The sequence below is a fragment of the Leifsonia stereocauli genome (assembly GCF_038432415.1).
Taxonomy (GTDB): Bacteria; Actinomycetota; Actinomycetes; order Actinomycetales; family Microbacteriaceae; genus Orlajensenia; species Orlajensenia stereocauli.
The window spans coordinates 39,700-61,406 of sequence record NZ_JBCAUN010000002.1 but is presented as its reverse complement, the minus strand read 5'-3'; the positions used below and the strand labels follow the sequence as shown (position 1 = coordinate 61,406).

The window sequence follows — 21,707 nt, the reverse complement described above, 5'->3', positions numbered from 1 at the left end:
CTAGCGCGGAGTCGCCCGGCGGATCACGACGTAGCCGCCGACGGCGAAGAGCACGGCGATCGCCAGCACCAGGCTGAACCCTCCCACGAGGCCCAGGCCGCTGAACCACGCGAAGATCGCCGCCCAGCTGCCGCTCAGGGTCGCCCACGCGATGCCGCCGAGGACGAGGGCCGTGAAGGCTGCCGTGACGATGAGCATTCCGGGAATGCGCCACCGCATGTAGATCGTCGTCACGCCAGCCCCGATGAAGAGCACCAGCGCCTCGAGCGCGAAGGTCGTGTAGAAGTCCACCAGCCAGCTGGTCTGTCCGTACCAGAGCGCGTCGAACATGTGGACGCCCAGCCCCCAGCCGCCCGTCGCGATCTCGAGCTGCACGAGGGTCGCGATCACTGCGGCGAACAGCACGGAGACGAGAGAGAACATGACGGCGGTGCCGAGCCAGAAGTCGCGGCGGGTCGCGCCGAAGCCCAGCGCGAACGAGAACGTGAGGCCGACGGCCTGGACACCGACGACGACCAGGTACCACTGCGGCGAGATCACCGCCCAGCTGTACCGCATGTTCTCGAGGTCGGCTGGCGTGGCTCCGGCGCCCTGGGCGATCAGGCCGATAACCATCACGACGGCCCACGCCCCGGCGAGGATGATCGCGGGGATGCCGAAGAAGACCGAGGGGTTGATGCAGTGCAGCCTCACGATCCTCCAGATCTCGTGGGCCCGTGATCGGGTCTCGGTGCGGGTGGTCGGTGGGGCGACGACGGTGGTCATGCTGCTTCCTCTCCTTCTGACGGGCCGGCGAGGTCGTCGCCGGTGAGGTGGACGATGAGCTGCTGGAGCGAGACTGGAGCCAGCTCCAGGCCGAGTTCGGCGGCTCGCTGCCTGTCGGCCGGGTCGAGCCTGCCGTCGATGGTGACGGATGCGAGTCCTCCGAGCGCCTGCCGGCCGATCACGGGCCGGTCGGCGACGAAGGTCTCGATGGCGGCCGATGGTCCGGCCACCGTGGACGCCGAGCCGCGTACCTCTTCCGCGTCGCGATCGAGGATGATGCGGCCCTGGTCGATGAGGATGACGTGCTCGAGGAGGTTGGCCACCTCGTCGATCAGGTGGGTGGACAGCACGATCGTGCGCGGGTGCTCGGCGTAGTCCTCGAGGAGCCGGTCGTAGAAGATGTGCCGTGCGACGGCGTCGAGCCCGAGGTACGGCTCGTCGAAGAACGTAAGGGGAGCGCGCGAGGCGAGCCCGACGATCACCCCGACGGCTGACAGCTGGCCGCGGGAGAGCTTCTTGATGCGCCGCTTCGCCGGCAACCTGAAGTCGGCGATCAACCGCTCCGCGAACGCCGAATCCCAGTTCTCGTGGAACCAGGGCGCTGCAGCGAAGACGTCGGCCGCCGTGAACATGTCGGGGTAGCGCTGCGACTCCGCGATGAAGCACAGCTTGCGCAGCACGTCGGCGTGTTCGGCCGGCTCCCGCCCGAAGACCCGCAGCGTGCCGGCGTTCGGGAACAACTGGCCCGTCAGCATCTGCATGATCGTGGTCTTGCCTGCGCCGTTGCGGCCGAGCAGGCCGTAGATGCGGTTCGACTGGATCTCGAGGTCGACACCGTCGACGGCGGTGAAGTCGCCGTACCGTTTCGTGAGTCCACTCGCCTGTACAGCGGTGTCGGTCATGGTTCATTCCTTTCCGAACGGATGAGCCCCGCGAGGCTCTCCACGTCGATGCCGAGCTTGCGAGCCTCGATGATGAGCGGTCGAACGTACTGGGCGGCGAACTCGGCACGGCGTTGTTCCACCAGCCGGGCGCGGGCACCCTCCATGACGAACATGCCGATTCCGCGCCGTTTCACCACGATGCCCGTATCGACCAGGCGGTTCACCCCCTTGAGGGCCGTTGCCGGGTTGATCCGATGGAACGCCGCGAACTCGTTGATAGACGGGATCTGGGCGTTCTCGGCGAGGACGCCATCGATGATGTCGTTCTCGACCTGTTCGGCGATCTGGATGAAGATCGGACGGGAGTCGTCCATTCGGTCCACTCTGCTGCGATTGTCCGCAACCTTGTTGGTTAGTTACTGATGTAGTTAACCAACCATGACGGAGCAGTCCTGTCAAGAGTGGATTCCGCGGCTACGACCAGCGCGACCCGAGGGAGTGCGAGCCGGGCGGATGCGGCAGTGCAGCCGCCGCGAGCGCTGCGGCGACATCGGTGGTGTCGTCGCGCACCACGCCGGCCGTCACCCGCACGAAGGCCGGGGCGCCGGGCACGTCCGCTGCCATGAACGCCGAACCCGCGGCGACCCTGATGCCGACGGCGGCCAGCTGGACGAGCGCCGAGCGCTCATCGGCCACAGGCAGCCAGGTGTTGATGCCGTCGGAGCGCACCGGAGACGCCACGCCCCAGACCCCGAGCCCCGCCGCGAGGGTGCGCTGGCGCGTGTAGTACTGGCGCCGCGCCTCGGCCACCTCGTCGATCGACTGGCCGTCGGTGAGCAGGTCGTAGAGGATGCGCTGCGTCATGCGCGATGTCCACCCCGGTCCCAGCATCCGTCTGGCGACGATGCGATCGACGATGCGGGTCGGGCCGCCCAGCGCGGCGATGCGCAGGTCGGGGCCGTGCGACTTCGAGAAGCTGCGCACGTGCAGCACCTGGTCGGGCAGCCACTCGCCGAGGCTCACGTCGCCCGAGGTCGAGATCTGGCCGGAGTGGTCGTCCTCGATCACGGTCACCTGCGATCCGTTCGGATGCGCACGGATGACGCGGGCCAGCTCCTCGGCGCGGGCCCGGGGCATCGACGCCCCCGTCGGGTTCTGGGCTCGGGGCTGCAGGATGACGGCACTCGGATGCGTTCCCAGGGCGGCGGCGAGCGAGGCCGGCAGCATGCCGTCGTCGTCGAGGATGACCGGCACGCGCTCGGCGCCGAGGGCGTCGATGAGGTCGAAGAAGGGCGGGAACCCCGGGCTCTCGACGACCACCCGATCGCCGAAGCGCACGACCGACTCGAGAGCACGCGAGACGGCGTCGAGTGCCCCGTCGACGACGGTGATGGCCTCGGCCTGGTATGGCCAGGCCGAGCGCAGGACCCGCTCGAGCTCGGGGATGAGCGGCAGGTCGTGGTAGCTCGAGGTCTGGGCGCTCTGCGCTCCAGCCGACACCCTGGCGAGGGCGCGGCCGAGGCCGGGGAGCAGCAGGGGATCGGGAGTGCCGCGTGACAGGTCGAGCCTGGCGTCGCCGGGGTGCCCGGCCAAGCCCTGCGTTCGGGGAGGCAGCCAGGCGGCATCCGTGCTGCGGACGAAACTGCCGGCGCGTCCACGCGAGACGATGAGCCCGGCGCGGGCGAGGGCCTGCCAGGCGTGGCTGACCGTGGCAGGACTCACCCCGATCTCGCTCGCGACATCGCGCACCGTGGGCAGGCGATCGCCGGGTGCGAGCTCCCCCGAGGTGATCTGGCGCGCGATCGATGCCGCGATGTCGCGGGGCGACGACCCGTCGATGTGCTGGATCCACGAGTGCATGGGTTCATCGTGCATGGGTCTTGCCCTCCGGGAGGTGGGGAACCACAATGACTTACACGTACGTCACACAGTGAAACAAAAGAGAAATGTTTACGCCGAACAATAACAGAACGGACGAAGAAGTCCGGTTCGGCTTCAACCCTCGGCGTTGGTGACTTTCGCGTAGTACCGCCATCGCCGGCAGATCCTTTCGTGGAGGCAACCGGTCATGACCAGCGTCAACAAGAGCACGAGCACCAGCACGAACATCGTGCGAGCAGCGATCACCCAGACGACCTGGACGGGCGACAAGGAGTCGATGATCGCCAAGCACGAGCAGTTCGCTCGTGAGGCCAAGGAGCAGGGCGCTCAGGTCATCTGCTTCCAGGAGCTGTTCTACGGCCCCTACTTCGGCATCACCGAGGACGCCAAGTACTACGACTACGCCGAGCCGGCCGACGGCCCCATCGTGCAGCGCTTCGCGGCGCTCGCCCAGGAGCTCGACATGGTCATGATCCTCCCGATCTACGAGGAGGAGCAGCCCGGCGTCTACTACAACACCGCGGTCGTGGTCGACTCTGACGGCACCATCCTCGGGTCCTACCGCAAGCACCACATCCCCAACCTCGACCGGTTCTGGGAGAAGTTCTACTTCCGCCCGGGCAACCTGGGCTACCCCGTCTTCGACACCGCCGTCGGCAAGATCGGCGTCTACATCTGCTACGACCGGCACTTCCCCGAAGGATGGCGGGAACTCGGGCTCAACGGCGCGCAGATCGTCTTCAACCCGAACGCCACGAAGCCCGGACTCTCGAACCGGTTGTGGGAGATCGAGCAGCCGGCGGCAGCAGCCGCCAACGGTTACTTCGTCGCCGCAGCCAACAGGGTCGGCCTCGAGGACAACGAGTACGGCGACCTCGCCGTCAACTTCTACGGCAAGAGCCAGTTCGTCGACCCGCAGGGCAACATCATCGGCGAGTACGGGTCGGAGGACCACGAGGAGGTCGTGGTGCGCGACCTCGACATGGACATGATCCGTCAGGTGCGCAACAACTGGCAGTTCTACCGCGACCGTCGCCCCGAGTCGTACACGTCCATCCCGAAGCCGTAGCCGACCGCGAAGGAGCGAACCATGGCAACGACCCTCATCACCAACGGCACCGTGGTCAGCGCCACCGGCCGAGCCCAGGCCGACGTGCTGATCGACGGGGAGCGCATCACGGCGGTGCTGGAACCCGGCAGCGTGCTGCTCGGAACCGATGTCGCGGCATCCGTCGACACCGTCATCGACGCGGCGGGCAAGTACGTGATCCCGGGCGGAATCGATGCGCACACCCACATGCAGCTGCCGTTCGGCGGCACCGAGGCATCAGACACCTTCGAGACCGGTACCCGGGCTGCCGCCTGGGGCGGAACGACGAGCATCGTCGACTTCGCCGTGCAGACCTACGGACAGAAGATCCAGGACGGCCTCGCGGCCTGGCACGAGAAGGCCGCAGGCAACTGCGCCATCGACTACGGCTTCCACCAGATCGTCGGTGACGTGAACGACGAGTCGCTGCTGGCGATGCGCGGCCTCGTAGACGAGGGCATCTCGAGCTTCAAGCTGTTCATGGCCTACCCGGGCGTCTTCTACTCCGACGACGCGCAGATCCTCAAGGCCATGCAGCTCTCCCGCGACACCGGCATGCTCACGATGATGCACGCCGAGAACGGCCCGGCCATCGACGTTCTCGCTGCCCAGCTCGTCGAACAGCGCAAGACCGATCCGTTCTACCACGGCAAGGCGCGAGCCTGGGAGATGGAGGAGGAGGCCACGCACCGGGCGATCATGCTGGCCAAGCTCACCGGTGCCCCCCTCTACATCGTTCACGTCAGTGCCAAGCAGGCCGTCGAGCAGGTGGCATGGGCGCGCGACAAGGGCCAGAACGTGTTCGCTGAGACCTGCCCCCAGTACCTCTACCTCTCGCTCGAGGAGCAGCTCGGTGCCGTCAGTGAGAAGTGGGGCGCCTTCGAGGGTGCCAAGTGGGTGTGCTCGACGCCGCTGCGCTCGCGGGAGGAGGGCCACCAGGACGCCATGTGGCAGTCGCTGCGCACCAACGACGTGCAGATGGTCTCGACCGACCACTGCCCGTTCTGCATGAAGGACCAGAAGGAGCTGGGCCTCGGCGACTTCCGCAAGATCCCCAACGGCATCGGCTCGATCGAGCACCGCATGGACCTGATGTACCAGGGCGTCGTGACCGGCGAGATCACCCTCGAGCGCTGGGTGGAGCTCACCAGCACGACCCCTGCTCGCATGTTCGGCCTCTACGGACAGAAGGGTGTGATCCAGCCGGGGGCGGATGCCGACATCGTCGTCTACGACCCGAACGGCCACACCTCCATCGGCGTCGACAAGACCCACCACATGAACATGGACCACTCGGCGTGGGAGGGCTTCGAGATCGACGGCCACGTCGACACCGTCATCTCGCGCGGCAAGGTCGTGGTCGATGACAACCAGTACCTGGGCGCCAAGGGCGACGGCCGGTTCCTCAAGCGCGGCCTGTCGCAGTACCTGATCTAGGAGACCCCATGGATTTCGGAGCAGTCCTCCAGACCAACCCGCCCGCGTCGCGCACCGTGCAGCTCGCCAAGCTGGCCGAGAACCACGGCTTCAGCCACGTGTGGACCTTCGACTCGCACCTGCTCTGGCAGGAGCCCTACGTGATCTACAGCGCCATCCTCGCCGAGACCCGCAAGGTGATCGTCGGGCCGATGGTCACCAACCCGGCGACCCGCGACTGGACCGTGACGGCATCGGTCTTCGCGACCCTCAACGAGATGTACGGCAACCGCACCATCGTGGGCATCGGTCGCGGCGACTCGGCCGTGCGCGTGACCAACGGTGCGCCCACCACCCTGAAGACGCTGCGCGAATCGATCCACGTGATCCGCGAGCTCGGCAACTCGCGCTCGGTGGAGTACAACGGCTCGCAGCTGCAGTTCCCCTGGAGTCGTGGCTCGGAGCTCGACGTGTGGGTGGCCGCCTACGGTCCGCTCGCGCTCAAGCTCACCGGCGAGGTCGGCGACGGCTTCATCCTGCAACTCGCCGACCTCGACATCGCCGCCTGGATGATCAAGACCGTGCGGGATGCCGCTGAAGCAGTCGGGCGAGACCCGATGTCGATCAAGTTCTGCGTGGCGGCGCCCATGTACATCGGCGACGACTGGGAGCACATGCGCGACCAGTGCCGCTGGTTCGGCGGCATGGTCGGCAACCACGTGGCCGACATCGTGTCGAAGTACGGCGCCCACGGCGACGTGCCCGATGCCCTCACCGACTACATCGCCGGCCGCGAGGGCTACGACTACAACGAGCACGGCCGCGCGGGAAACTCGCACGCCAGCTTCGTGCCCGATGAGATCGTCGACAGGTTCTGCATCATGGGGACCGCCGAGCAGCACATCGAGAAACTCGAGGCGCTGAAGGCCCTCGGCGTCGACCAGTTCGCCGGCTACCTGCAGCACGATAACAAGGAGGAGACCCTCCGCGTCTACGGCGAGACCGTCATCCCGGCACTCTCCGACCACATCACGGCGAAGGCATGAGCGTGTCCGAGGCGCTGAAGGCGGTCGACGCCGGGTCGATCGGCACGGTGCCCGGAATCGTCGAGGATTCGACCCGACGCCCGCTGCGTGGCGCAGCCTTCCTCCGCCGCTTCGGCCTGGGCGCCCTCGGCGTGCTGCTGCTCGCGATGGTCTGGGAGCTCTACAAGGCTCTCGGCCCGGCCGAGGGCGTGATCGTCGGCGGCGTCACCGTGCTGCCGCGCACCACCGACCTCGCCATGCCTCACGTCTGGGACATGGTCGGCCGACTGTTCGAGCCGGTCTCGAGCGCCGCCAACGCGCTGCCGATGTGGCTGGCGGTGCTGCAGGCCTCGGCGTTCAGCCTGGGAGTGGCCTCCGTCGGCTGGATCGCCGGAGTGGTCGTCGGCCTCTTCCTCGCCCTGCTCATGCAGCGCTTCCTCACGGCCGAGGCCGCGCTGTTCCCGTGGATCGTGCTGAGCCAGACTGTTCCGCTCATCGCAATCGCGCCGTTGGTGCGGCGCTGGGGTGCGCAGATCCAGGTCGGAGACTTCGAGTGGGAGCCGTGGATGTCGGTAGCCCTCATCGCCAGCTACCTCGCGTTCTTCCCCATCTCGATCGGCGCGCTCCGGGGCCTCAACTCGCCCGACACCAACCACATCGAGCTCATGCGCAGCTACGGCGTCGGCTGGTGGACGACGCTGTTCAGGCTGCGCCTGCCCGCCAGCGTCCCCTACCTGCTGCCGGCGCTCCGCCTCGGTGCGGCCAGCGCCGTCATCGGCACGATCGTCGCCGAGGTGTCCATCGGCCTGCGCGGCGGCATCGGCCGCATGGTCGTGGAGTTCGCCGCGGCATCGGGCGGCGACCCGGCCAAACCGTACGCGCCCATCTTCGGCGCCGTGCTCGTCGGCCTCGTGGCCGCGGGCTTCGTCAGTCTCATCGGCGTCTTCCTGCGCCGCTACCGCCGTGGAGAGGTTCCAGCATGACCGATCAGACGACCACCCCGGGCGCGGCCGCATCGCTTGCGGCATCCGACGCCGTCAGCATCACCGGCGTCTCCCGTGTCTTCACCGGACGCCGCGGCGAGAGCACGGTCACAGCCCTCGACGGCATCGACCTCACGGTGTCGCCTGGCGAGTTCGTGAGCCTGATCGGGCCGAGTGGATGCGGCAAGTCCACCCTGCTGCGCCTCATCGCCGACCTCGACCAGCCCACAGCGGGCGAGATCCGGGTCTTCGGCAAGACGGCCAAGAAGGCGCGCCTCGACCAGGAGTACGGCATCGCGTTCCAGCAGGCCGGCCTGCTGCCGTGGCGCAGCGTCGCCGCGAACATCGAGCTGCCGCTGCAGCTGCACGGCATGGCGGCAGCGGGCCGCAAGGCGCGCACGGCGGAACTGCTCGAGCTCGTCGGCCTCGGCGACTTCGGTTCCAAGTACCCCGACCAGCTCTCGGGCGGCATGCAGCAGCGCGTCGCCATCGCCAGGGCTCTCGCCGAGAGCCCCAACCTGCTGCTCATGGACGAGCCGTTCGGAGCCCTCGACGAGATGACGCGCGAGCGGATGCAGAACGAACTGGTGCGCATCTGCGGTGAGACGCAGGCGGCCGTGGTGTTCGTGACGCACAGCATCCCCGAGGCCGTCTTCCTCTCCAACCGCGTCGTCGTGATGTCGCCCAGGCCCGGGCGCATCCAGGGCATCCTGCCCGTCGCCCTCGGCTCCTCCGGCCAGCGCAGCGAGGGCCTGCGCGAGGCCGACGGCTTCTTCGACGCCGTCAGCGAGGTGCGCGAACTGCTGCACGGTGCGCCCGCCGAGGCTGGCGCCCGGGGGGTCGAGAACCGATGAGGCCGCAGATCGGCTCGGCGCGCGCCATCGCCGCACCCCTCATCCTCGGCATCGGGGCGCTGCTCATCTGGCAGCTCGCCGTCGTGGCTCTCGACATCAAGCCCTTCGTGCTGCCGAGCCCGGTGTCGATCTTCACGCAGTTCCTCGACAACGTCCCGACAGTGTGGGCGGCATCCGTCGTCACCGGAACCAACGCGCTCATCGGCCTGATTGTCGGTGGCATCGTGGGAGTGGTCTCGGCCGTGATCGCGGCGCTGCTGCCGATCATCGACGAGTTGAGCGCCGGGCTCGTGGCTGCACTCTCCGTCATCCCGATCGTGGCCCTCGCGCCGGTGCTCTACACGATGTTCGGCGCCAGCGCCGAGACCGCCCGCCAGATCGTGGCGGCCATCGCCGTGTTCGTGCCGGTCTACCTCAACTCGCTGCGGGGGCTGAGACAGGTGCGTCCGGTGCACCGCGACCTCATGCGCGCCACCGCCGCGACGCCGTGGCAGGCGACCCGCGTCGTCACGCTGCCCACGGCCACGCCCTTCGTCTTCACCGGCCTCCGTATCGCGTCGTCTCTCGCCGTCATCTCGGCCCTGATCGCCGAGTACTTCGGCGGCCCCGTGGGCGGCCTCGGCAAGTCGATCACCTCGGCGGCGTCGAGTAGCAACTACGCCCTCGCCTGGGCCTATGTCCTCGGATCCATCATCCTCGGCCTGTTGTTCTACACGGCGACCCTGGCCCTCGAGAAGCTCGCGTCCCGGCACCGTCCGAGCGCGTAATCGTGCGCCGGTCATCCGGCGAGCGATGCACCACACCAAGAGACACCTGAAGGAGGAAGAAATGAAACGCAGCAGACAGTACGCACTCGGCACGGCAGCAGCTCTGGCCGTCTCGGCACTCGTTCTCAGCGGATGCAGCAGCACCGGCAGCGGTGGCGACTCCACGTCGGAGGCCGGCGGCGAGCTCAGTCCCGTCAAGCTCCAGCTCCAGTGGTTCTCCCAGGCCCAGTTCGCCGGTTACTACGCAGCCGTCGACCAGGGCTACTACGAGGATGAGGGCCTCGACGTCGAGATCGTCGAAGGCGGCGCCGACATCGTTCCGCAGGACGCCCTGGCATCCGGTGACGTGGACTACGCCATCTCCTGGGTTCCCAAAGTGCTCGGCTCCATCGAGCAGGGCGCCCACATCACCGACGTCGCTCAGATCTTCGAGCGCAGCGCCACCACCCAGATCTCGTTCAAGGACAAGGACATCACGTCGCCGACCGACCTCGCGGGCAAGAAGGTCGGCAGCTGGGGCTACGGCAACGAGTGGGAGCTCTTCGCCGGCATGCAGAAGGACGGCGTGGAGGTGGGCGACATCTCGCTCGTGCAGCAGGCATTCGACATGAACGGCTTCCTCGCCGGAGACATCGACGCTGCGCAGGCCATGACGTACAACGAGTACGCGCAGGTGCTCGAGACGGTCAACCCCGACACCGGTGAGCTGTACCAGCCCGATGAACTCAACGTCATCAACTGGAACGACGTCGGAACAGCCATGCTGCAGGATGCGATCTGGGCGGATGCCGACAGGCTCGCCGACGATGAGGACTACGCCGACACCACGGTGGCCTTCATCAAGGCCTCTATCAAGGGCTGGGTCTACGCGCGTGACAACGCCGAGGAGGCCGCCGGCATCGTGACGGCAGCAGGTTCCACCCTCGGCGCGAGCCACCAGCTCTGGATGACCAACGAGGTCAACAAGCTCATCTGGCCCTCGACCGGCGGCATCGGCATGATCGACGAGGCCGCGTGGGATCAGACCGTCGACATCGCGATGAAGACGAAGAACGAGACCGGCGCGACCATCATCTCGACCGACCCGCCCGAGGACGCCTACTCCAACGAGTACGTGGAGAAGGCCCTCGCCGAACTGAAGGACGAGGGGGTCGACACCATGGGCGCCGACTTCGCGCCCATCGACGTCACCCTCGCCGAGGGCGGCAACTAAGAAGTGGCAATTCGTTGATCGAGTAGCGCCCGACGAAGTCGGACGCGTATCGAGATCACCTCACCGGGTCTCGGTACGCGTCCTCGCTCCGCTCGGTCGCTACTCGACCAGCGACAGTGAAAGGCACGCAGCATGACCGACCTCGACCTCTCCGAACTCGACGACCGCACGCGCGAGCTCGACTCCGCGCACGTCTTCCACTCCTGGTCGGCGCAGGCCGGGCTGAATCCACTCGTCATCGCCGGCGGCGCGGGTTCCAGGGTGTGGGACCACGCGGGCCGCACCTGGCTCGACTTCTCGTCGCAGCTGGTCAACACGAACATCGGCCACCAGCATCCGGCTGTCATCGCGGCCATCCACGAGCAGGCAGACCTGCTCACCACGGTCGCACCGGCAACGGCCAACCTCGCCCGGGGCGAGGCAGCCAAGCGCATCACCGACCGTGCACCGGCAGGCTTCAGCAAGGTCTTCTTCACCAACGGCGGGGCGGATGCGAACGAGAACGCCATCCGCATGGCCCGCCTATTCACGGGCCGAGACAAGATCCTCTCGACCTACCGCTCGTACCACGGCAACACCGGCGCCGCCGTGGTCGCGACGGGCGACTGGCGCCGCATTCCCAACGAGTACGCCCGCGGCCACGTGCACTTCTTCGGACCCTGGCTCTACCGCAGCGAGTTCTGGGCGACGACGCCGGAGCAGGAGTCCGAGCGGGCACTGCGCCACCTCGAGCGCGTCATCCAGTCGGAGGGCCCGTCGTCGATCGCGGCCATCCTGCTCGAGACCATCCCGGGAACGGCCGGCGTGCTCATTCCGCCGCCCGGCTATCTCGCTGGCGTGCGGGAGATCGCGGACCGCCACGGAATCCTCATCATCACCGACGAGGTCATGTGCGGCTTCGGCCGGGCAGGGCGCTGGTTCGCCTTCGAGGGCTACGACCTGGTTCCCGACCTCATCACCTTCGCGAAGGGCGTGAACTCGGGCTACGTGCCCGCCGGTGGTGTGATCATCTCCGACACCATCGCGGCCACGTGGGACACCGCGGTCTTCCCCGGCGGACTCACCTACAGCGGGCATCCGCTCGCCATGGCGGCCATCGTCGGCTCTCTCGACGCCATGAGCTCTGAGGGCATCGTCGAGAACGCCGCCCGCGTGGGCAGGGAGGCCATCGGTCCCGGGCTCGAGGAACTCTTCGACAAGCACGACATCATCGGCGAGGTGCGCGGCGAGGGAGTCTTCTGGGCGCTCGAACTGGTCGCGGACCGGAAGACCCGCGAACCCGTGGGCGCCGCCGTGATCGGGCGCATCAAGGGTGCGCTCGTCGAGCGCGGCCTCCTGCCGTTCGTCGCCGAGAACCGCATCCATGTCGTGCCGCCCTGCACTGTCACCGACGACGAGGTCGCCGAGGCGCTCGCCACTTACGACGAGGTGCTCTCGCTCCCCTCGCTGGTCGAGTAGCGACGACGAAGTCGACGCGTATCGAGACCACACCACACACGAAACAGAACGGAACCCATCATGACCACCACCCTCGACCACTGGATCAACGGAGCTGCCAGTGCGGGAGAGTCGACGCGAACGGCGCCCGTCTACGACCCCGCGAAGGGCATCGTGCAGAAGGAGGTGCGGCTGGGCAGCGTCGCAGACGTCGGTGCCGCCGTCGCGGCCGCGGCATCAGCGTTCCCGGCCTGGAACGAGACCTCCATCGCACGTCGCCAGCAGGTGATGTTCGCGTTCCGCGAGCTGCTGAACTCGCGCAGGGGCGAGCTCGCCGAGATCCTCACCAGCGAGCACGGCAAGGTGCTCTCCGATGCAGGCGGCGAGATCGCGCGCGGCCTCGAGGTCGTGGAGTTCGCCTGCGGCATCGCCCACCTCACCAAGGGCGACTACTCCGAGAACGTCTCGACCGGCGTCGACGTCTACACGGTGCGCCAGCCCCTCGGCGTCGTCGGCATCATCTCGCCGTTCAACTTCCCGGCGATGGTGCCGCTCTGGTTCTTCCCGATCGCGATCGCGGCGGGCAACACCGTGGTGCTGAAGCCGTCGGAGAAGGATCCGTCTGCGGCCATCTGGATGGCCGAACTGTTCGCAGAGGCCGGGCTGCCTGCCGGCGTCTTCAACGTGGTGCACGGCGACAAGGAGGCCGTCGACGCCCTGCTGACGCATCCCGACGTCGCCTCCATCTCCTTCGTCGGCTCGACGCCGATCGCGCAGTACATCTACGAGACGGCGTCCGCCAACGGCAAGCGCGTACAAGCCCTCGGTGGCGCCAAGAACCACATGCTGGTGCTGCCGGATGCCGACCTCGACCTGACCGCCGATGCCGCAGTGAACGCCGGCTTCGGGTCGGCGGGCGAGCGCTGCATGGCCATCTCGGTGGTGCTCGCGGTCGACTCCATCGCCGACGAGCTGGTGGCGAAGATCACCGAGCGCATGGCCGGACTGACGACGGGCGACGGCCGCCGCTCCTGCGACATGGGGCCGCTGATCACCGAGGTGCATCGAGACAAGGTGGCCTCCTACATCGACGTGGCTGCGACGGACGGCGCGACTGTCGTCGTCGACGGACGAGACGGCGAGTTCGACGGCGAGGCCGCTGGCTTCTGGCTCGGGCCGACGCTGATCGACAAGGTGCCCCTCACCTCAACGGTCTACACCGACGAGATCTTCGGACCGGTGCTGTCGATCGTGCGGGTGTCCTCCTATGAGGAGGGGCTCGGCATCATCAACGACGGCAGGTATGGCAACGGAACCGCCATCTTCACCAACGACGGTGGTGCCGCGCGGCGCTTCCAGCGCGAGGTGCAGGTGGGCATGGTCGGCGTGAACGTGCCGATCCCGGTGCCCGTTGCCTACCACTCCTTCGGTGGGTGGAAGGCCTCCCTGTTCGGCGACGCCAAGGCGTACGGGCCGGCCGGAGTGCAGTTCTTCACGCGCGAGAAGGCCATCACCTCGCGCTGGCTCGACCCGAGCCACGGCGGCATCAACCTGGGCTTCCCGCAGCACGACTAGGAGCGACGAAGCGCTTCGGACGCCGATTTCGTCGGGTCCTCAGCGTGCGGGTACTCAAGCGCCCGCTCGCTGAGGCCCGCGCGCAGCGCGCGGTCGAAGCGTCGACTAGCGGGAGCTGAACGCCGCGATGCGCGCCTGCGCCTCCGGCGTCTCGAACGCGGCGCCGATGGTGCGCGCCTCGTCGTCGAGGTTCTCCTGGAAGGACCGCCCGCGGCTCGCCAGCATCAGGCGCTTCGCCTGACCGAACGCTCCGGTTGCTCCGGCGAGCCATTCCTCGGCGACGGCGCGCGCACGCCGGGCGACGGCATCCGCTTCGACGACCTCGGTCACGAGACCCCAGTCGAGGGCTTCAGATGCCGTCAGTCGACGTGACGTGAGAGTGAGCTCGAGGGCCCGCCGCATGCCGATCGCCTCGGGCAGCAGCGTGCTCACTCCGCAGTCGGGGGTGAGGCCGATGTCGGAGTACTTGCTGGCGAAGCTCGCCTGCTCCGACGCCACGATCACGTCGGCGCACAGCATGAAGCCGAGCCCACCGCCGGCGACAGCGCCCTGCACGGCAGCCACCACGGGTTTGCCGCTCTCGCGGAAGAACACGTGGCCAGCGTGGATCACGTCGGCGTGCGCGGCGATCGCCGATCCGTCACCCACCGTCGTGCCCATCTCGCGCACGTCGCCACCGGCGCAGAACGCCCGACCGGCGGCGTCGAAGAGCACGGCGCCGATGTCGTCGCGCTCGGCGATCTCGCGCCCGATGTCGCGCCAGCGTTCGGCGGCCTCCGGGTTGATCGCGTTGAGACGCTCGGGGCGGTTGAGGGTGACGTGGGCGAGCCCGTCTGTCACCTCGAGGAGAATCGTGTCACTCATCGACGGCAGCCTACTCACGCGTTCCACCGATCGCTGCAGACTTGTCGTTCCCCGCAGTCGTGCACCGTTCTCACGATCCATCGTTGAGAGCTTGTCGTGCAACGGATGCGCGACCGCCTACGCGTGCGCCGCCTCGATCTCGGCCGCCCGAGTGCGCAGGATGTCGACGACTGTGCGCACGGCGAGGCGCTCTGCGACATCAGGTCGCAGCAGCGCGACGATGTCCCGCTCGGCGTCCACTCCCCGCAGAGGCTTCAGGATGACGCGACTCGGGTCGATGCCGCCCGACGTGTACCGCGGGATGAGCGAGATGCCGAGCCCGGCCGCCACGAACGACTCGACCATGCGCAGGTCGCTGATGCGCTGGAACACCGTCGCGCGGTGCCCGGCCACCTGTTCGATGTCGTGCAGGATGCGCTCGAACGGGAAGCCGACGGGCACGCCGATCCAGGGCTCGTCGATCACGTCGGACGGGGTCAGGTAGCTGCGTCCGGCGAGGCGGTGATCGGGCGGGATGGCGATGTCGAGCGGCTCGATCATGAGGGGAACCGCGCGGAGCCCCCGCCCGCCCCAGGCGCGGGTGCCGCGCAGCGAGTGCGCCAGCACGATGTCGTAGTCGGCGGTGAGCGACGGGAAGTCGAGCAGTTCGGCGTCGCCGTCCGCGCAGTGCACCACGAGGCCGGGGATGAGCGCCACGTCGGCGAGGACGCCGGGCAGCAGCACCTGGCCGGCCGACGGGAACGTTGCCAGACGCACCTCGCCGCTCGGGTGGTTGCGGAACTCGTCCCAGACGGCAGTCGCCCGCTCCAGGGCCACGGCGACGTCGGTCGCGCTGCGGGCCAGCGCGATGCCGGCGCCGGTGAGCTGGATGCCTCGACCGCTGCGTTCGGTGAGCGGCATTCCGGCCTCCCGCTCGAGCACCTTGAGCTGCTGCGACACCGCGGAGGGCGTGCGGTGCGTTGCATGCGCGACGGCGGTGACGCTGCCGCGCTCCGCCAGTTCGCGGAGGAGATCGAGTCGACGTACATCCATGTAGCCAACCTACATCCATCATGCAGAACCATTCGATTGTGCTGCATGGTCGAGGCGAGCAGAATGACAGTACCCACCCAACTCGAAAGGCTCCACCATGATCGCGCTCCTCGTCATCCTCGGCATCATCGCGGTCGGCGCCATCGCCGGAACCCTCACCCTTCTCGCGTCGGACGGCTATGGCCGCACCCCCAAGCGCGAGTACGTCCGCATCTTCTAGGAAGAGAGCGGGCATTCGCATCCGCACGGCTCGCCACACAGACGAGCTCCGGATGCGCTGAGGCCGCCACCACGCCAGGGACGGCGCGGAGGGCGGCCTTTCTCATTGCCCTCCATCCGCCGTTCCGCAAGGCTCTTCGCATTGCCATCGGCAGCCGATAGCGTTGGCCGACATGGCTGAGATGGCACCGGAAGACGGCGAGTTGCGCTCACCGGACGACGGTGAGCTGCGCCGCTTCTTCGTCGGTCTGGCCGAAGGCCTCACGGCGGCCGGGGAATCCGTCGACAGGGTGCAGGCGATCATGCAGGAGGTCGCAGCGGCCTACGGCGCTCCGGAGACCAACTTCGCCGTGCTCCCGACCATGATCATGGTCCAGACGGGGGAGGCGACCGACACCCGCGTCGCCATCTCCTCCCGTGTGCGGTCGAGCCTGAGGTTCGACCAGATAGCCGAGCTTTCCAAGCTCCTGCGGCGCGCACGCGACGGCACTGTCGATCCTGTTGAGGGTATCGACGAGCTCAATGCGATCGGCGAGTCGACACCGCGGTTCGGCTGGCCTCTGCGCGTCTTCGGCCACGGCGTGCTCACGCTGGGCCTCGCCCTGATGCTGTTCCCGAGCTGGCAGGGCGCCGCCATCGCCTTCGCTCTGGGCCTGCTCGTCGGGCTGCTGAAGCTGCTGCGCTCTCCCACGCTCGCTCTCATCTTCCCCGTGGTGGCGGCCTTCATCTCCTCGCTCGTCGTGTTCCTCCTCGCCGACGCTCTCGGCATCTCCGATCCGCTGCGCGTGCTCATCGCGCCCCTCGTCACCTTCCTCCCCGGTGGGCTCCTCACCACGGGCACAGTCGAACTCGCGGCGGGGCAGATGGTCGCCGGAACGGCAAGGCTCGTGACGGGCTTCGTGCAACTGGCCCTCCTCGCGTTCGGCATCCTCGCGGCCGGAACCCTCGTCGGGATCGACGGATACAGCTACATGTCGAGTGACTCCGAGCGGCTCTACCTCTGGTGGGTGCCGCTGGTCGGGCTCGTGCTCTTCGCCGCCGGGAACCACCTGCACTTCTCGTCGCCGCCGCGCACGTTCAGTTGGGTGCTGCTCGTGCTCGTCGTCGCCTACGGCGGCCAGCTGCTCGGCGGTGTCGTCTTCGGCGCCGACCTCAGTGGATTCTTCGGCGCCCTGCTCATGACTCCCCTCGTGCTCTGGATCGACTCCCTGCGCCGCGGAGTGCCGTCGCAGCTCACCTTCCTGCCCGCCTTCTGGATCCTGGTTCCCGGGTCCGCCGGACTGATCGGACTGACGGAGGTCTTCGGCGCCGACGCCAATGATCAGGACCTGAGTTCTGCGCTGACGACCGTGATCGCCATCGCCCTCGGTGTGCTCATCGGCACCGCCGCCTATCGGAGCATCCGCTACGGCGCCCAGGAGATCGGCAACTTCCACATCGACCTCCCCGGGGTCGTCGCGCCGCTGAAGCCCGGAACGCCGGGCTCCTGGAAGCGCGTCTTCCGACGCGGGCAATAGAGTTGTGGCCGTGACTGACGCGCGGACCAAGCTCATCGAACTCATCTCCTCGGATGCCGTGTTCCACGGCGACTTCACCCTGACGAGTGGTAAGAAGGCGACGTACTACGTCGACCTGCGCAAGGTGAGCCTCGACCACCGCGCCGCCCCGCTCATCGGGCAGGTCATGCTCGACCTCATCGCCGACATCCCCGATGTCTCCGCCGTCGGAGGCATGACCATGGGTGCAGACCCCGTCGCATCCGCGATCCTGCATCAGGGCGTGGCCCGCGGCCTCGAGTACGACGCCTTCGTCGTGCGCAAGGAGCCGAAGGACCACGGGCGCGGTCGTCAGGTCGAAGGACCTGAGCTCGCAGGCAAGCGCGTGATCGTGCTCGAGGACACATCGACCACGGGCGGTTCGCCGCTCAAGGCCATCGAGGCCCTCCGCAAGGTGGGCGCCGAGATCGCCGCCGTGGCCGTCGTCGTCGACCGCGACACCGGAGCCCGCGAGATCATCGAGGCCGAGGGCGTCCCGTACTTCTACGCCATCGGACTCGACGACCTGGGCCTGCGCGATGCCTGAGGGTCCCGACGAACGCGACGGAACCGACTCCGAGCACGATCCGGAGATCGGCGGTGCCGACTGGCTGCTCGCGCAGCTCTCGGGCGGTCGACGCGCCCGTCGCGATGCAGAGGCACCGGCTGCGGTGGCCGACGAGGTCGACGTGGCCGACGAGGCCGTCGAGGACCCGACCCCGGATGCAGCCGACGACGAGCCGGTCATCCCGGTCTGGTCCGGCTCACCGGCCGCCTCTGCGCCTTCCGAAGCGACGACTCCTCCTGAGCGGCAGTCGGTCGAGAGCGTGCCGGATCCTGATTATTCGGATGCTTCTGACGCACCAGTCGCGCCCGCCGTTGCCGAGGATCTTGCGACGGACGTCTCGGCGGAGCCGGAGGCCGGGGCGCAGAACGAACCTGTGGCCGAGGAGCAACGCGAACCTGGGGCCGTCAGGACCGAGGCGGCCACATCGTCGGCGGTCTGGCATCTGTTCTCCGACTTCGACGACGAGCCCGCGTCGCCCGCGCCCGGCGCTTCCTCCGAGGAGCCGCCGTCGGAGTCCGAGCAGGCCGGGCCGACCACCGGGGTGGAGTCACCGGCCGACGATCTGACGGACGACGCCGAACCCGAAGCCGGCTTCCACTGGGGACTACGCGCCGGGGAGGATCCGGCGAAGTATGCGATCGGGCCCGAGCGGCAGCCCGACGCCGATGCGGATCCTCTCGATGACGTGGTTCCTCCAGTCGTCATGGCTCCGTTTGCCGCGCCGGTCTTCGGAGCTCCGCCCGCCGAGCCGCTGCGCTTCCCCACCCCGGTGTCGCCGACAGAGCCCGACCCGGAACCCGTGCTCGAGCCAGAGGAGGAGGAGGAGGCAGCGCTCGAGGCCGAGCGGCTACCCGACCCCGAGGCAGAGCCTGACGTGGAGCCCCATGCGGACTACGCCGACGCCGACACCGCCGCGACCGCGCTGCTGGCGACCTCCGCGGCCGGGCAGCAGTCCTCGTTCATCGACACCCTCGACGCGAGCCCGGCCCTGAGCGGCCTGTCGCTGCCACCGGCCTCCGCCGCCGCGGTCGACGGCACCGACGGCACGGCGACACCGGACGCCGGAGGATCCGACGGTGGCACGCCGACTCCGCCCACCGACACGCCTTCAGTCGACCGCCGCCGGCTCTGGATCGCCGGTGGCCTCGTGCTCCTCGTCGTGCTCGTCGGCCTGTTCTTCCTCGGCACCCTCCTGCCCAAGATGTTCGCGGGAGCGCCGGCACCGACCCCCACGGCGTCCGCGACACCCACCCCGACACCCACCCCGACGCCGACTGTCGCACCTCCGGTCACAGGCCCGGCCGCTGCCGGCGAGCATCCGTGGGATCAACTGGGCGGCACCGAGTGCATCGACCCCTACGCAGGACCCTGGGCCGAGACGTTCACCGTCGTCGACTGCGCGGCCCCGCACGCGGCCCAGCTCGTCTACCGGGGCACCTTCGGCGGTGACGCCACGACGGCGTTCCCCGGTGAGGAGGCCATCGCCTCGCAGATCAACCTGCTCTGCAGTGCGCCGGGCGTCATCGACCTCGCCGCCGCCGGGGCGTTCCCCGACCTGCAGTTGCAGGGAAGCTTCCCCGTGACCGAGGAGCAGTGGACCAGCGGCCAGCGCTTCTACTACTGCTTCGTCTCGCGCTCGGGCGGCGAGCCCATCACGGCCAGCGTGGCCGGCCCCGGTCCGGCGGCCTGAGCCATGACCGGCCGCGTGCTCGTCCTCGGGTCCCTCAACGTCGACTCGACGAGCTACGTCGCGGACTTCCCGGCGCCTGGTGAAACGGTCCCCAGCACCGGTTATGCCGTCGCGCTCGGCGGTAAGGGCACGAATCAGGCCATCGCCGCGCACCTGGCCGGGGCATCCGTCGACCTCGTCGCCCGAGTGGGAACCGACGCCGCGGCCACCTTCGCGCTCGAGACCGTGCGCGGGTTCGGTGTCGCGCTCGACGCGATCGACCAGGTTCCGGATGCCGCGACGGGCGTCGCTCAGATCACCGTGGCGGCCTCGGGCGAGAACACCGTCATAGTCTCGGCCGGAGCGAACGCCCATGTCACGGCGGCCGCCGTCGAGGCGCACCGCTGGGACGTCGCCGCAGCCGATGTCGCGCTCACCCAAGGAGAACTGCCGGTCGAGGCCGTCGAGCGGTTGGCCTCCCTGAGCGCGGAGGTCGGTACCCGCTTCGTGCTCAACCTCGCCCCGCCTGTTCCGGTGTCGGCGGCGGCCCTCGCCGTCTGCGACCCGTTGGTCGTGAACCAGCACGAGGCCGTCGCGCTCGGCATCGGCACCGGCGAGACCAGCGGACTCGACGCCTGGCGCACTGTCGCCGAGTCCGTGGCCGGGCGACGGTGCAGATCCATCGTCATCACGCTCGGCGCTGAGGGCGCCGTCTCGGCGGCCGGATCGGAGTCAGCGAGCGTCGACAGTCCCGATACGGCTCGCAGCTCGCAGTGCCAGTCGCCCCGGGTCACGGCCGTCGACAGCACCGGGGCCGGCGACTGCTTCACGGGCACGCTGGCCTCCTTCCTCTCCGAGGGCCGCCAGCTGAGCGAGGCCGTCGCCGTGGCCGTCGCCGCCGGTGCGTTGTCGGTCACCTCCCGAGGAACCGTGGGCTCCTATGCCCCGCGGGCGGACCTCCTGGCCTTCGCGGCCCGATCGGGCATCGCGTGACCGATCGCATCCCGGTGATCATCGACTGCGATCCGGGTCATGACGACGTCTTCGCGCTCTGGCTGGCGGCGGGCAGCCCGCTCCTCGAGCTGCGTGCCGTGACCGCTGTCGGCGGCAACGGCACCCTGGTGCACACCGAGCGCAACGCTCGCATCGCCCTCGGGGTAGCCGGGGTGACCGACGTCCCGGTGGCTGCCGGCGCAGACCGTCCCCTCGTGCGCGAGCTCGCCACGGCCGAGTGGATCCACGGCGAGAACGGTCTCGGTGGTCCCCTCCTGCCCGAGCCCGTCGTGCAGCTCGACCCGCGCTCGGCCGTCGGACTCATGGCCGATGTCATCACGACATCCGCCGAACCCGTCGCCATCATCGCGACGGGGCCGATCACCAACGTCGCCACCCTGCTGCGAGATCGCCCCGAGTTGACCGCTGGCATCCGCGAGATCGTCTGGATGGGCGGATCGACGGGGCGCGGCAATGTGACTCCAGCGGCGGAGTTCAACGCCTGGGTCGACCCTGAGGCGCTCGCCATCGTGCTCGACAGCGGCGTGCGCTTCACCATGGTCGGGCTGAACGTCACCCACGACGCCCTCGTCACTCCCGAGGTGCGTGAGCGCATCGCCGCCATCGGCAACCGCACCGCTGCGTTCGGCGCCGAGCTGCTCGAGTTCTTCTGCGCCACCAACGACGCCGTGTTCGGGTTGCCCGACGGGCCGCTGCACGACCCAGTGGCCGTGGCGGTGCTGGCTGCTCCGGATGCCGTCGGCACGGTGTTCACCAGACTCGACGTCGAGGTCGATGGCGTGCACACGGCCGGTGCGACGCTGGTCGACCTCGACGGCATGCTCGGTCGGGCCGCCAATGCCCACGTCGCAGTGAGCCTCGACGTGCCGCGTTTCTGGGACGCGCTCGAGGCGGCGATAGCGCGCCTGGCCTGATC

At 68.6% G+C, this 21,707-nt stretch carries 21 protein-coding genes; 15 read left to right on the top strand and 6 right to left on the bottom strand.

The window, feature by feature from the left end:
- From AADV74_RS09145 to AADV74_RS09130, 4 genes are all read right to left on the bottom strand, one after another.
- The gene (locus AADV74_RS09145) at positions 1–765 is read right to left on the bottom strand and encodes a hypothetical protein (protein ID WP_342113267.1); all 765 of its coding nucleotides are present in this window, start codon (positions 763–765) and stop codon (positions 1–3) included.
- Entirely contained in the window at positions 762–1,667 is a 906-nt protein-coding gene (locus AADV74_RS09140; protein WP_342113265.1) for an ABC transporter ATP-binding protein, read from the bottom strand. The genes AADV74_RS09145 and AADV74_RS09140 overlap by 4 nt, the downstream gene beginning before the upstream one ends.
- Positions 1,664–2,023, bottom strand: a complete 360-nt coding sequence (locus tag AADV74_RS09135) for a GntR family transcriptional regulator (protein WP_342113263.1) — start codon at positions 2,021–2,023, stop codon at positions 1,664–1,666. Before AADV74_RS09135 ends, AADV74_RS09140 begins: the two co-directional genes overlap by 4 nt.
- A gap of 100 nt (positions 2,024–2,123) precedes the next feature.
- Positions 2,124–3,509 (bottom strand): aminotransferase-like domain-containing protein, encoded by a 1,386-nt coding sequence (locus AADV74_RS09130; RefSeq protein WP_342113261.1) that lies wholly within the window; start codon positions 3,507–3,509, stop codon positions 2,124–2,126.
- A 208-nt stretch (positions 3,510–3,717) separates the two neighbouring features.
- Here AADV74_RS09130 and AADV74_RS09125 point away from each other — a divergent pair, with 208 nt between their 5' ends.
- The 9 genes from AADV74_RS09125 to AADV74_RS09085 all read left to right on the top strand — a co-directional run bounded on the left by AADV74_RS09125 (position 3,718) and on the right by AADV74_RS09085 (position 13,890).
- Positions 3,718–4,599, top strand: coding sequence for a nitrilase-related carbon-nitrogen hydrolase (locus tag AADV74_RS09125; RefSeq protein ID WP_342113259.1), 882 nt, complete (start codon positions 3,718–3,720; stop codon positions 4,597–4,599).
- 21 nt (positions 4,600–4,620) lie between these two features.
- A complete protein-coding gene (gene hydA, locus AADV74_RS09120) occupies positions 4,621–6,057 on the top strand; it encodes a dihydropyrimidinase (protein WP_342113257.1) in 1,437 nt (478 codons plus the stop codon).
- 8 nt (positions 6,058–6,065) lie between these two features.
- Positions 6,066–7,082 carry a TIGR03842 family LLM class F420-dependent oxidoreductase gene (locus AADV74_RS09115; RefSeq protein WP_342113255.1) on the top strand — a complete coding sequence of 339 codons (1,017 nt, stop codon included), beginning with the start codon at positions 6,066–6,068 and terminating at the stop codon, positions 7,080–7,082.
- Positions 7,079–8,044 (top strand): ABC transporter permease, encoded by a 966-nt coding sequence (locus AADV74_RS09110; RefSeq protein WP_425287280.1) that lies wholly within the window; start codon positions 7,079–7,081, stop codon positions 8,042–8,044. Before AADV74_RS09115 ends, AADV74_RS09110 begins: the two co-directional genes overlap by 4 nt.
- A complete protein-coding gene (locus AADV74_RS09105) occupies positions 8,041–8,898 on the top strand; it encodes an ABC transporter ATP-binding protein (protein WP_342113252.1) in 858 nt (285 codons plus the stop codon). Before AADV74_RS09110 ends, AADV74_RS09105 begins: the two co-directional genes overlap by 4 nt.
- Positions 8,895–9,665 (top strand): ABC transporter permease, encoded by a 771-nt coding sequence (locus AADV74_RS09100; RefSeq protein WP_342113250.1) that lies wholly within the window; start codon positions 8,895–8,897, stop codon positions 9,663–9,665. Before AADV74_RS09105 ends, AADV74_RS09100 begins: the two co-directional genes overlap by 4 nt.
- Positions 9,666–9,726: 61 nt before the next feature.
- On the top strand, positions 9,727–10,878 hold the full coding sequence (locus AADV74_RS09095; RefSeq protein ID WP_342113248.1) for an ABC transporter substrate-binding protein: 1,152 nt from the start codon (positions 9,727–9,729) through the stop codon (positions 10,876–10,878).
- A 132-nt stretch (positions 10,879–11,010) separates the two neighbouring features.
- The gene (locus AADV74_RS09090) at positions 11,011–12,336 is read left to right on the top strand and encodes an aspartate aminotransferase family protein (RefSeq protein WP_342113246.1); all 1,326 of its coding nucleotides are present in this window, start codon (positions 11,011–11,013) and stop codon (positions 12,334–12,336) included.
- Between the two features lie 60 nt (positions 12,337–12,396).
- Positions 12,397–13,890 (top strand): CoA-acylating methylmalonate-semialdehyde dehydrogenase, encoded by a 1,494-nt coding sequence (locus AADV74_RS09085; protein WP_342113244.1) that lies wholly within the window; start codon positions 12,397–12,399, stop codon positions 13,888–13,890.
- 105 nt (positions 13,891–13,995) lie between these two features.
- Here the strand turns inward: AADV74_RS09085 and AADV74_RS09080 are convergent, their stop codons facing one another.
- Complete coding sequence (locus tag AADV74_RS09080; protein WP_342113242.1) at positions 13,996–14,754, bottom strand: enoyl-CoA hydratase/isomerase family protein; 759 nt, start codon at positions 14,752–14,754, stop codon at positions 13,996–13,998.
- Positions 14,755–14,871: 117 nt separating this feature from the next.
- Complete coding sequence (locus AADV74_RS09075) at positions 14,872–15,786, bottom strand: LysR family transcriptional regulator (RefSeq protein ID WP_342113240.1); 915 nt, start codon at positions 15,784–15,786, stop codon at positions 14,872–14,874.
- 97 nt (positions 15,787–15,883) lie between these two features.
- Here AADV74_RS09075 and AADV74_RS09070 point away from each other — a divergent pair, with 97 nt between their 5' ends.
- The 6 genes from AADV74_RS09070 (at position 15,884) to AADV74_RS09045 (ending at position 21,705) form a co-directional block, all read left to right on the top strand.
- A complete protein-coding gene (locus AADV74_RS09070; RefSeq protein WP_342113238.1) occupies positions 15,884–16,006 on the top strand; it encodes a hypothetical protein in 123 nt (40 codons plus the stop codon).
- Between the two features lie 172 nt (positions 16,007–16,178).
- Complete coding sequence (locus AADV74_RS09065) at positions 16,179–17,522, top strand: threonine/serine exporter family protein (protein WP_342113236.1); 1,344 nt, start codon at positions 16,179–16,181, stop codon at positions 17,520–17,522.
- Between the two features lie 10 nt (positions 17,523–17,532).
- A complete protein-coding gene (gene pyrE, locus AADV74_RS09060; protein WP_342113232.1) occupies positions 17,533–18,087 on the top strand; it encodes an orotate phosphoribosyltransferase in 555 nt (184 codons plus the stop codon).
- A complete protein-coding gene (locus tag AADV74_RS09055; RefSeq protein ID WP_342113230.1) occupies positions 18,080–19,798 on the top strand; it encodes a hypothetical protein in 1,719 nt (572 codons plus the stop codon). The genes pyrE and AADV74_RS09055 overlap by 8 nt, the downstream gene beginning before the upstream one ends.
- A gap of 3 nt (positions 19,799–19,801) precedes the next feature.
- Positions 19,802–20,770, top strand: a complete 969-nt coding sequence (locus tag AADV74_RS09050) for a ribokinase (RefSeq protein ID WP_342113228.1) — start codon at positions 19,802–19,804, stop codon at positions 20,768–20,770.
- The gene (locus AADV74_RS09045; protein ID WP_342113225.1) at positions 20,767–21,705 is read left to right on the top strand and encodes a nucleoside hydrolase; all 939 of its coding nucleotides are present in this window, start codon (positions 20,767–20,769) and stop codon (positions 21,703–21,705) included. The genes AADV74_RS09050 and AADV74_RS09045 overlap by 4 nt, the downstream gene beginning before the upstream one ends.
- Positions 21,706–21,707: the final 2 nt, after the last annotated feature.

Coding starts and splice junctions, on each gene's coding strand:
- AADV74_RS09145 (WP_342113267.1), bottom strand. CDS start 765: ATGACCACCGTCGTCGCCCCACCGACCACCCGCACCGAGACCCGATCA.
- AADV74_RS09140 (WP_342113265.1), bottom strand. CDS start 1,667: ATGACCGACACCGCTGTACAGGCGAGTGGACTCACGAAACGGTACGGC.
- AADV74_RS09135 (WP_342113263.1), bottom strand. CDS start 2,023: ATGGACGACTCCCGTCCGATCTTCATCCAGATCGCCGAACAGGTCGAG.
- AADV74_RS09130 (WP_342113261.1), bottom strand. CDS start 3,509: ATGCACTCGTGGATCCAGCACATCGACGGGTCGTCGCCCCGCGACATC.
- AADV74_RS09125 (WP_342113259.1), top strand. CDS start 3,718: ATGACCAGCGTCAACAAGAGCACGAGCACCAGCACGAACATCGTGCGA.
- hydA (WP_342113257.1), top strand. CDS start 4,621: ATGGCAACGACCCTCATCACCAACGGCACCGTGGTCAGCGCCACCGGC.
- AADV74_RS09115 (WP_342113255.1), top strand. CDS start 6,066: ATGGATTTCGGAGCAGTCCTCCAGACCAACCCGCCCGCGTCGCGCACC.
- AADV74_RS09110 (WP_425287280.1), top strand. CDS start 7,079: ATGAGCGTGTCCGAGGCGCTGAAGGCGGTCGACGCCGGGTCGATCGGC.
- AADV74_RS09105 (WP_342113252.1), top strand. CDS start 8,041: ATGACCGATCAGACGACCACCCCGGGCGCGGCCGCATCGCTTGCGGCA.
- AADV74_RS09100 (WP_342113250.1), top strand. CDS start 8,895: ATGAGGCCGCAGATCGGCTCGGCGCGCGCCATCGCCGCACCCCTCATC.
- AADV74_RS09095 (WP_342113248.1), top strand. CDS start 9,727: ATGAAACGCAGCAGACAGTACGCACTCGGCACGGCAGCAGCTCTGGCC.
- AADV74_RS09090 (WP_342113246.1), top strand. CDS start 11,011: ATGACCGACCTCGACCTCTCCGAACTCGACGACCGCACGCGCGAGCTC.
- AADV74_RS09085 (WP_342113244.1), top strand. CDS start 12,397: ATGACCACCACCCTCGACCACTGGATCAACGGAGCTGCCAGTGCGGGA.
- AADV74_RS09080 (WP_342113242.1), bottom strand. CDS start 14,754: ATGAGTGACACGATTCTCCTCGAGGTGACAGACGGGCTCGCCCACGTC.
- AADV74_RS09075 (WP_342113240.1), bottom strand. CDS start 15,786: ATGGATGTACGTCGACTCGATCTCCTCCGCGAACTGGCGGAGCGCGGC.
- AADV74_RS09070 (WP_342113238.1), top strand. CDS start 15,884: ATGATCGCGCTCCTCGTCATCCTCGGCATCATCGCGGTCGGCGCCATC.
- AADV74_RS09065 (WP_342113236.1), top strand. CDS start 16,179: ATGGCTGAGATGGCACCGGAAGACGGCGAGTTGCGCTCACCGGACGAC.
- AADV74_RS09055 (WP_342113230.1), top strand. CDS start 18,080: ATGCCTGAGGGTCCCGACGAACGCGACGGAACCGACTCCGAGCACGAT.
- AADV74_RS09050 (WP_342113228.1), top strand. CDS start 19,802: ATGACCGGCCGCGTGCTCGTCCTCGGGTCCCTCAACGTCGACTCGACG.